The following is a 9,837-nucleotide window of genomic DNA, read 5'->3' as shown; positions in this document are numbered from 1 at the left end:
ATTTCAGGGAAAGTGTGAAACGGTTTTCCCGGGAAAAGCGCGCAGCGCTTTCCCTTGGGAATTGCGACGAAGAGATTGAACCGAAAACGACATGCACCGTTCACCGTCGCGCCTCTGGCGGCGAGGTTGGCGGATGGCTACGTCTAGCGGCAAATTCCAACACCAGGATGACATTAGATGGAACTCGGTCTCTACACCTTCGCCGACGTCAGCCCGCAGCCGGGCCCCGGCGCCATCGGCCCGCATGAGCGGCTGCGCAACCTGATCGAGGAGGTCGAGTTGGCCGATCAGGTCGGCCTCGACGTCTTCGGCCTCGGCGAGCATCACCGGCCCGACTATGCCGCCTCCGCACCGGTCGTGGCCCTGGCCGCGGCCGCCGAGCGCTCGAAGCGCATCAAGCTGACCAGTGCCGTCACCGTTCTGTCTTCCGATGACCCGGTGCGCGTTTTTCAGCAGTTCGCCACGCTCGACCTTCTGTCGGGCGGCCGCGCCGAGATCATGGCCGGGCGCGGCTCGTTCATCGAATCCTTCCCGCTGTTCGGTTACAACCTCGAGGATTATGACGAACTGTTCGCCGAAAAGCTCGATCTGCTGCTTGCCATCCGCGACAGCGTGAAGGTTACCTGGTCCGGCAATCTGCGCGCGCCGATCAACGATCGCGGCGTTTATCCCCGGCCCTTCCAGGACAGGCTACCGGTCTGGATCGCCATTGGCGGCACGCCGCAGTCTGCCGCCCGCGCGGGTGCGCTCGGCCTGCCGCTGGCGCTCGCCATCATCGGCGGCGAGCCGGCGCGCTTCGCGCCGCTGTTCGATCTCTATCGCGAAGCCGCCAAGCGCGCCGGCAGCGACCCGAGGGGCCTTGCCACCAGCATCAACGTGCACGGCTTCATCGCCGAGACGACCGAGCAGGCGGCCGACGATTTTTACGGCCCGCAGGCGGAGGTGATGAACCGCATCGGCCGCGAGCGCGGCTGGGGTCCGACGTCGCGGGCGCATTTCGACCAGTCGCGCGGCCCGAACGGCGCGTTGTTCGTCGGCGGTCCCGAGCAAGTGGCCGAGAAGATCGTCGCCCAGCACAAGGTCTTCGGCAATGACCGATTCCTGCTGCAAATGGCGATCGGCACCATGCCGCATGCCAAGATCATGAAGGCGATCGAACTCTACGGCACCAGGGTGGCGCCGATCGTGCGCAAGGAAACAGCCAGGGCTGCCACAGCCGTCACCGCGCCGGCAGCCTGACGGAAATGTCGGCTGCTGGCTGCTACCCTTGTGAAGGACCGGATTTTTCGCCCTCGTCGCCACGACATTCGGAAGAAAGCCAAATCTTTCTTCCAACGCCGTGAGTGCAGGCCTGGATGCTGCGGCGCCCTCTGATTTCCGGACCCGTGCAAACGGGCCTCATTCCGGAAGCCGGCTCATGGAACCTGCGCCCATAACTCTGCGTTCATGCAGGCAATAGCCGACCGCCGAGGGCGCCGGCTCGAGGGTGAGCATGAAAACCGAACCCGCTGCCTTGGGCCACGCCATCGCCGACGAATCGGATTCGCGCGTTGCGGCCCGCGCCGACACGCATCTGATGCGCTCGCTGCTCGTCGGCATTTTCCTGTTCATGGCCATCTATGCGCTCTACTTCGCTCGCGCTTTCTTCATGCCGGTCATTCTGGCTTTCCTGCTGGCGCTGACGCTGACGCCGATCGTTAGGCTCCTGCGCAGGCACGGCATCTCCGAAGTGATTTCGGCGACCCTTCTGGTGCTGTTGTCGATCTGCATCTTTGCCAGCGTAGGCTACCTCCTCAGCGGACCGATCATCGACCTCATCAACAACACCTCTTCGATAGGCCAGCAACTTGCCGAGCGGCTGGCGCAATTGCGCCGCCCGCTCGAGAAGATCATGCAGATTTCGCATCAGATCGAACAACTGACCCAGACGTCGCAGGAGCCGGGCATCCAGAGGGTGGCGATGGCGCAGTCCGGCATCCTGTCGGCGGCCGCCAGCAACATCCTGTCGGCCGGAACAGGCCTGACCATCATCTTCGTGATGTCGCTGTTCCTGCTCGCCTCCGGGACGATGTTCTATGAAAAGATCATCCAGTCCTTCGCCAGCCTCAGCGAAAAGAAACGGGCGCTGCGCGTCGTCTATGACGTCGAGCGCGAAATCTCGCACTATCTGCTCACCGTCACCATCATCAATGCCGGCCTTGGCACAGTCATCGCTCTCGGTCTGTGGGCGCTCGGCATGCCCAATCCGCTGGTCTGGGGAGCCGCCGCGGCGCTGCTCAACTTCTTGCCCTATGTCGGAGCGCTGATCACCATCGTGCTTGTCACGGTCATGGCGTTGATCAGCTTCGATACCATCTTCTACGCGCTTCTGGCGCCGGCCTTCGTGATCTTGTGCGACATCGTCGAAGGCCAGTTCGTGACGCCGATGGTGGTCGGCCGGCGCCTGGAGATCAACGCCGTGGCAATCTTGATCGCCATCGCCTTCTGGTCATGGCTGTGGGGCTTCGTTGGCGCCCTGATGGCGGTGCCGCTGCTGGTCGTCATCAAGGTATTCTGCGATCATTTCGACGGGCTCAGCCATTTCGGCAATTTTCTCGCCGCGCAGCACGCGGTTGTCGTCGAGGAGGACGACATCGCCGACCCCGAAGCTATCAAAGGCTGATCAATATTTTTGAATTTGCGGCGCCGCCGGATGCTTCCTACATGCGGTCCTGACACAGGATCCCATCCATGACCGCTCTTTCCGTTCTCGACCTGTCGCCGATCGTCGAAGGCAGCGATGCCTCGCAGTCGCTGGCCAACTCGCTCGATCTTGCCCGCCATGCCGAGCGCCTGGGCTACAAGCGTTTCTGGCTGGCCGAGCATCACAACATGCCGGGTATCGCCAGCGCTGCAACCGCCGTCGTCATTGCCCATGTCGCCGGCGGCACCAAGACCATTCGTGTCGGCGCCGGCGGCATCATGCTGCCCAACCATTCGCCGCTGGTGATTGCCGAGCAGTTCGGCACGCTGGCCGCCTTGCATCCGGGCCGCATCGATCTCGGCATCGGCCGGGCGCCCGGCACCGACATGGGCACCGCCCGTGCCTTGCGCCGCAATCTCGAGGCCGGGGTCGACAATTTCCCTCAGGATGTCGTCGAGCTGATGGGCTATTTCCAGCCGGCCGAGGAAGGCCAGCGGATTCGCGCCGTGCCCGGCGAAGGCCAGAACGTGCCGGTCTGGATCCTCGGCTCCAGCCTCTACGGCGCGCAGCTCGCCGCCATGCTCGGCCTGCCCTACGCCTTCGCTTCGCATTTCGCGCCGGCGGAGCTGGATCACGCGCTGGATGTCTACCGCTCGCGCTTCCAGCCGTCCGAGCAGCTCGACAAGCCGCATGTCATGCTTGGCCTCAATGTCTTCGCCGCGCCCACCGATGCGGAGGCCCGTTTGTTGTTCACCTCGCTGCAGCAGGCTTTCGTCAATCTGCGCACCGGTCGGGCCGGCCGGCTGCCGCCACCTGTCGAGAACTATGACCGCGATCTCGATCCGATGGCAAAGACAATGCTCGGCCAGGCATTGTCCTGCGCCGTCGTCGGCTCTCCGGAAACGGTGCGGCAAGGCCTCGATGCCTTCGTGCGCCGCACCGGTGCCGACGAGCTGATGGTCACTGCGCAGATTTTTGATCATGCGGCACGGGTGCGATCGTTCGAGATCCTGGCCGACGCGCACAAATCCCTGTCGCAGGCGGCCTGACAAATCCTGGTACGACTTACGCCGGGGGAAGGCTACGCGCTCACGCTCTGCGCAATCGCGCCGAGCGGACGGCATGAATTGCGGATCATCAGCCTGCCCTTGAGCAAAAGCTTGCGCGGCGGCGCGTCCCTGTTGCCGGCGAGACGATCGAGAAGCAGATTGGCCGCCTGTTCGCCGATCGCCTGCACGGGCTGGGCCACCGTGGTCAACTGCGGCTGGAACACGTCGGACCATGGAAAGTCGTCGAAGCAGGCGACCGAAATATCTTCCGGGCAGGACAGGCCGATGTCGCGGATCGCCTTCATGGTACCGATCACCATCGGATTGTTGGCCGAGAAGATCGCGCTTGGACGATCATGCGAGGAAAGCATCTGCATGGTTTCGTTATAGCCATCGATCTCGTGGAAATTGCCGAAGCGGATCAGCTCCTCGGCGATCGGCAGGCCGGCGGCGTGAAGCGCCTCGCGATATCCCGCCATGCGGTCATGCATCGGCGAGATGTCCGAGGTGCCGGTGATGTAACCGATGCGCCGGTGGCCGAGATTGATCAGATAGGTGATGGCGTCGAACACCGCGCGCTGGTTGTCCAGCACCACGGCATCGGTGTCGATGCCTTTGCAGATACGATCGAGCAGCACGACCGGCACGTTGGCGTCGTCGACGATCCGCTTGAGGATCGCGCCGTCGCCGACGCGCGCCACGATCAGCCCGTCGACCATGCGGTCGAGCAGCAGCCTGATCTGGTCGTCCTGGGTGTTCAAGTCCTCGTCCGTGCAGCACAGCATGACGGCATAGCCGGCCCGGTCGAAGGCCTGTTGGATGACCGAGACGACATCGGTGAAGAACGGGTTGGTGATGTGCGGCACGGTCAGTCCGATGGTGCGGGTCGTGCCCATCTTCAGGCTGCGGGCGATCGCGTTGCGCTTGTAGCCGATATCGCGGATCGCCTGCTCGATGCGCTGGCTAAGCTCCGGGCTGACCGTCGCCGTGCCATTGATCAGCGCCGAAACGGTGGCGACAGAAACACGCGCCGCTTCAGCCACATGGAGCATGGTGGGCGCGGTGGATTTGCGGTGTCTTTTTTGCCCTGACGCTGTCATTTTCGAAACGTTTCGCCACCCTTGCTGGCCAATACGTACGGAATCCTGTCCTTTTAAGCAAGAATCGAATTGCATCAAACGCCCGGCACCTTATATCGGCTTGACATGATCGAAACGTTTAGATTAGCGTTTGCGGGAAGTTGACGACGACGGAAGGGAGGCCGCCATTGTCATGCAAGAGAGCAATTCCCTTTCACCGGAGCACGGTGCGGCCGATCGGTCGCACATCGTTCTGAGTGCCGAGCGCATTTCCAAGAGCTTCGGCGGCATCGCCGCGCTTGTCGATGTCGGCTTTGAGCTGCGTCGCGGCGAGGTTCATGCCTTGATGGGCGAGAACGGCGCCGGCAAGTCGACGCTGATGAAAATCCTCTCCGGCGTCTATACCGGCTATGAAGGCACGGTCAGCGTCGATGGCCGCCCCGTCAGCTTCGCCGGCGTGCGCGACGCCGAGGATGCCGGCATCGCCATCATTCATCAGGAGCTCAACCTGGTGCCCGAACTCAGCGTCGCCGACAACATCTTCCTCGGCCGCGAGAAGCTGATCGCCGGGCTGATCGTCGACCGCAAGGCGAGCAGCCGCGCGGCAGGTGCTTTGTTGCAGCGGCTCGGCATCGAACTCGATCCGCAAGCCCGCGTCGGCGCCCTGCGCGTCGGCGAGCAGCAACTGGTCGAGATCGCCAAGGCTCTGTCGATGTCGGCACGCATCCTGATCATGGACGAGCCGACCTCGGCGCTTTCGCCGGCCGAATGCCAGCGGCTGTTCCGCATCATCCGCCAGCTTGCCGACAGCGGCGTCGCCATCGTCTACATCTCGCACCGCATCGACGAGGTCATGCACCTGGCCGGCCGCGTCACCGTGTTTCGCGACGGACGCCATATGCTGACCGAGCCGATGGCCAGGCTCGACGAAGATGCGATCATTTCGGCGATGGTCGGCCGCAACCTGCTCGCTTCCTCCCAGGAAGAGCGCCATTCCGGTGGCAATATCGTGCTTTCGGTCGAAAACCTGTCGCTGTCGAAGCCCGATGCCCATGGCTGGCGCACGGTGATCGACGGCGTCGGCTTCGATCTTGCCGCCGGAGAAATCCTCGGCATTGGCGGGCTACTGGGTTCGGGTCGCACCGAGATCCTGGAAGCGATCTTCGGCTCGAGCGATGGCCGCACCGGCGGCGAAATCCGTATCGACGGCCATCCCGTGGATATCCGCTCGCCCCGCGATGCAAGGCGGCTGGGCATTGCGCTGGTGACCGAGGACCGCAAGACGCAAGGCCTGCATCTTCAGGCTTCGATCGCGGACAATGTCGCGCTGCCGCTGGTCGGGTCGCTGGCCCGCTTCGGCATCCGTTCGCTGGCCGGCGAGCAGGGGCTGGCGCGGCAGGCGGTCAAGGCCCTCTGCATCCGCTGCCGGGACATCGACCAGCCCGCCGGGACGCCGTCGGGCGGCAACCAGCAGAAAGTTGTCATCGGCAAATGGCTGGCGACGAAGCCGAGGGTGCTGTTGCTGGACGAGCCGACGCGCGGCATCGATGTCGGCGCCAAACGCGAGATCTACGACCTGATCTTCAAGCTGGCGCGCGACGGCCTCGCCATCGCCGTCATCAGCTCCGAACTGCCGGAGCTTTTGCATCTCTCCGACCGTATCCTGGTGATGGCCGATGGCCGACAGACAGGCATTCTTTCCCGCGATGCGGCCAGCGAGGAGGCCATCATGCGTCTCGCCGCCCCGCGCCGGACCATATCGAGACCAGCCGCATGACCGTTTTGAAACTCCTGTCCCGGACCAAGCTCTATTGGGGCCTGATCGCCATCTTCCTGATCGGTGTCCTGGGCTCGCCGATGAGCTCGAAGGGCAACAACATCTTCCTCTCCTACGGCAATCTGCTCGATGTGCTGCGCCAGGTGTCGACCACCGGCCTGATCGCCACTGGCATGACGGCTGTCATTATCACCGGCGGCATCGATCTCTCCGTCGGCTCGCTGATGGCCATCTGCTCGGTGGTCTGCGCCATGCTGCTGACGGTTCCAGGCGTGACGCCGGGCGTCGTGCTGGGCGTGCCAACCGTCGCCCTGGTGGCGCTTTGCCTCGGTTTCGTCGTCACCCGTTTCATTTTCCAGAACCTGGCAAAATCCCGTGCCGGCGCCGACCTCCTCCGTGAGATCAAGCTGGACGGGATTCGCGGCCTGGTCACGCCCGCCGTCGTCGGCGTGGTCCTGTGCTGCCTGTCGCTGTGGTTTCTGCTGCCGCAGATCGAGCCGAAATTCGGTGTGCTCGGCGTGCTGCTGGTGGCGCCGTGCGTTGGTTTGCTGTTCGGCGCGCTCAACGGCTTCATCATCGTTGCCGGGCGCCTGCAGCCCTTCATCGTCACCCTGGCGATGATGGTGACGGCGCTCGGCATCGCACGGTTGACCGCCGGCCAGAACAATGCGGTGCTGCCGGTCTATACCGGCTCCAACGCGACCGCCGATTTCGAGATCCTGCGCTCGCTGGTGTTCGGCATCATCCCGATGCCGGGCCTGTTCTTCCTCGGCGCCATCCTGATCTATGGAGCGGTGCTGCGCTTCACGCCGTTCGGCCGTTACGTCTACGCCATCGGCGGCAACGAGGAGGCGGCGCGCCTCTCCGGCATCGCCGCCGGCCGCGTCAAGATCGCAACCTATGCCGTCTCGGGGCTGCTCGCCGGGATCGCCGCCGTGCTCTATGTCGCACAGTACCGGCAAGGCAAGCCGGATGCCGGCGCCGGGCTGGAGCTCGACGCCATCGCCGCCGTGGTCATCGGCGGCACCAGCCTGATGGGCGGGCGCGGCAGCCTCACCGGCACGTTCTGCGGCGTGCTGATCTTCGGTCTGCTCTCCAACATCCTGCAGCTCCACAACATCAATTCGAACCTTCAGCTGGTGCTGAAGGGGATGATCATCATCGGCACCGTGCTCGTGCAGGAGCGCAATGCCCGTGATCTCCTGGCCTATCTGCGCCTGCCCGGCGGGCAATCGGCGCACAAGGAAACGGCCGCGGCAAAGCGGCCGTCGCAAGAGACACCGTCTCTCAATCTCGGAGGAAACAAAAAATGAAACGACGTGACATGTTGAAGCTTGCCGCCGTGACCGCGGCACTGCTGACCACCACCGCGCTGCTGACCACCGGCAATGCCTTCGCCCAGGACAAGAAGTGGAAGATCGGCTTCTCGCAGGTGACGACCATCGAGCCCTGGCGCGCGCAGTTCAACAAGGACATTCTGGCCGAAGCCGCCAAGCATCCCGAGGTCGAACTGATCATCACCGACGGCGAGGACAAGACCGAAAAGCAGGTCGCCGATGTCGAGAACCTGATCCGCCAGGAAGTCGATGCGCTGTTGGTGTCACCGAAGGAATCGGCCGGCCTGACCGGCGTCGTGCAGCAGGCGATCGATGCCAAGATCCCGGTCTTCGTGCTCGACCGCAATGTCGAGACCAAGGACTACACGCAGTTCGTCGGTGGCGACAACGCGCTGATCGGCCGCGCGGCCGGCGAATATGCCGTCGAACTGCTTGGCGGCAAGGGCAAGGCTGCAGGCAATGTCGTCGAGATCTGGGGCGGCATGGGCACCCAGCCGGCGCATGACCGCCATGACGGCTTCCACGAATTCACCGACAAGGAGCCGGGCATCAAATATCTGCTCGACCAGCAATCGGGCGACTGGAAGCAGGACCAGGCCTACAATCTGATGGCCAACGCGCTGAAGAGCAACGAGAAGATCGATCTCGTTTACGGCCACAACGACCCGATGGCCTATGGTGCCTATCTCGCCGCCAAGGATGTCGGCCGCGAAAAGGACATCAAGTTCATCGGCATTGACGGCCTGCCCAACGAAGGCGTGCAGATGGTCAACAAGGGCGAGCTGACGGCGACCTTCACCTATGTCACTCCCGGTGCCGAAGGCCTGCGCCAGGCGATCAAGTTCCTCAACGGCGAGAAGGTCGAAAAGACCATCACTCTGCCGACCGAGAAGATCACCAAGGAAAACGCCGCCCAGGTGCTGAAGGACAACGGCCTCTGAATGCTATTGCCGGAGAAGGTAGCTCCGGTGTTTAGAATTCGGCCATAGCTCTCCCGCTCTTTGGTGGGCTATGGCCGGAACCTCTTCACCCGTCGAACTCGATAACGGAAGCTTCATCACCTTGAATTAACGTCAACGTGAAGGAGAATCTTCCTATGGCTGAGACTTCGATCGAATGGACCGACGCGACGTGGAACCCGGTGGCCGGCTGCACGATCCTGACCGCCGGTTGTACGAACTGCTACGCGATGCGCATGGCGGCACGACTAGATGCCATGGGCATGAACAAGTACCAGGGCTTAACACGGAAGACGGGTGGCCGGGCGAAGTGGACCGGCAAAGTCATCACCGATCCGAAATCGCTGTCGATCCCCGCAACTTGGTCAAAACCACGCCGCGTCTTCGTGAACTCGATGTCCGATCTCTTTCATGTCGATGTGCCAGCCGATTTCATTCGGCAGGTATGGGCTGTGATGGAAGAGACGCCACGGCATACTTATCAGATTCTAACGAAGCGCCCGGAAGTCATGGCCAAGGTTCTGACGCGTGGCGACTTTCCCGTTCTGCCGAATGTCTGGCTCGGGACCAGCGTTGAAGACCATCGAGTGCTGGGCAGACTCGATGACCTTCGCCGAGTGCCAGCAGCAATCCGGTTCGTTTCTCTAGAGCCGTTGATTGGATCTGTGGCCGGTGCCAATCTCACCGGTATTCAATGGGCAATCGTTGGCGGTGAAAGCGGGCCAGGGGCACGGGATATGAATCCTCACTGGGTCGACGAGATCGAAACGATGTGCCGACGCGCGGGCACGGCATTCTTCTTCAAGCAGTGGGGAGGCAATAATAAGAAAGCCGCCGGTCGTATGCTCAATGGTCGTATCTACGATGAGATGCCGTCAGCTACCGCCTAGAAAAGGTTGCCCTGTCTTTGGTTGTTGGCAGCGACCTTCCAAAACGCCAGAGCGAGTTCATGC

Annotated in this window: 8 protein-coding genes; 7 read left to right on the top strand and 1 reads right to left on the bottom strand. The window is 62.8% G+C overall.

The genetic code is table 11. The features are described from left to right. Positions 1–177: 177 nt before the first annotated feature. From EN749_RS22675 to EN749_RS22660, 3 genes are all read left to right on the top strand, one after another. The gene (locus EN749_RS22675) at positions 178–1,239 is read left to right on the top strand and encodes an LLM class flavin-dependent oxidoreductase (protein WP_128364010.1); all 1,062 of its coding nucleotides are present in this window, start codon (positions 178–180) and stop codon (positions 1,237–1,239) included. A 253-nt stretch (positions 1,240–1,492) separates the two neighbouring features. After that, positions 1,493–2,662, top strand: a complete 1,170-nt coding sequence (locus tag EN749_RS22665) for an AI-2E family transporter (RefSeq protein WP_128364009.1) — start codon at positions 1,493–1,495, stop codon at positions 2,660–2,662. A gap of 68 nt (positions 2,663–2,730) precedes the next feature. Next, the gene (locus EN749_RS22660; protein WP_127328151.1) at positions 2,731–3,732 is read left to right on the top strand and encodes an LLM class flavin-dependent oxidoreductase; all 1,002 of its coding nucleotides are present in this window, start codon (positions 2,731–2,733) and stop codon (positions 3,730–3,732) included. A gap of 32 nt (positions 3,733–3,764) precedes the next feature. Here EN749_RS22660 and EN749_RS22655 read toward each other — a convergent pair whose 3' ends face one another. Continuing rightward, complete coding sequence (locus tag EN749_RS22655) at positions 3,765–4,784, bottom strand: LacI family DNA-binding transcriptional regulator (protein ID WP_127267670.1); 1,020 nt, start codon at positions 4,782–4,784, stop codon at positions 3,765–3,767. A 220-nt stretch (positions 4,785–5,004) separates the two neighbouring features. Between EN749_RS22655 and EN749_RS22650 the strand changes: the two genes are divergently transcribed. The 4 genes from EN749_RS22650 (at position 5,005) to EN749_RS22635 (ending at position 9,774) form a co-directional block, all read left to right on the top strand. After that, positions 5,005–6,588 carry a sugar ABC transporter ATP-binding protein gene (locus EN749_RS22650; protein ID WP_128364008.1) on the top strand — a complete coding sequence of 528 codons (1,584 nt, stop codon included), beginning with the start codon at positions 5,005–5,007 and terminating at the stop codon, positions 6,586–6,588. Further along, a complete protein-coding gene (locus EN749_RS22645; RefSeq protein WP_128364007.1) occupies positions 6,585–7,901 on the top strand; it encodes an ABC transporter permease in 1,317 nt (438 codons plus the stop codon). Before EN749_RS22650 ends, EN749_RS22645 begins: the two co-directional genes overlap by 4 nt. Next, positions 7,898–8,866: a substrate-binding domain-containing protein gene (locus EN749_RS22640; protein WP_127267673.1), complete on the top strand. Its 969-nt coding sequence runs from the start codon at positions 7,898–7,900 to the stop codon at positions 8,864–8,866. The genes EN749_RS22645 and EN749_RS22640 overlap by 4 nt, the downstream gene beginning before the upstream one ends. A 155-nt stretch (positions 8,867–9,021) precedes the next feature. Then, positions 9,022–9,774: a DUF5131 family protein gene (locus EN749_RS22635; RefSeq protein WP_023810743.1), complete on the top strand. Its 753-nt coding sequence runs from the start codon at positions 9,022–9,024 to the stop codon at positions 9,772–9,774. Positions 9,775–9,837: the final 63 nt, after the last annotated feature.

The sequence above is a fragment of the Mesorhizobium sp. M7A.F.Ca.ET.027.02.1.1 genome (genome assembly GCF_004022985.1).
In the GTDB taxonomy this organism is placed as follows: Bacteria; Pseudomonadota; Alphaproteobacteria; order Rhizobiales; family Rhizobiaceae; genus Mesorhizobium.
Note: the sequence above shows the minus strand (reverse complement) of the source record. Positions and strands in the feature narration are given on the sequence as shown.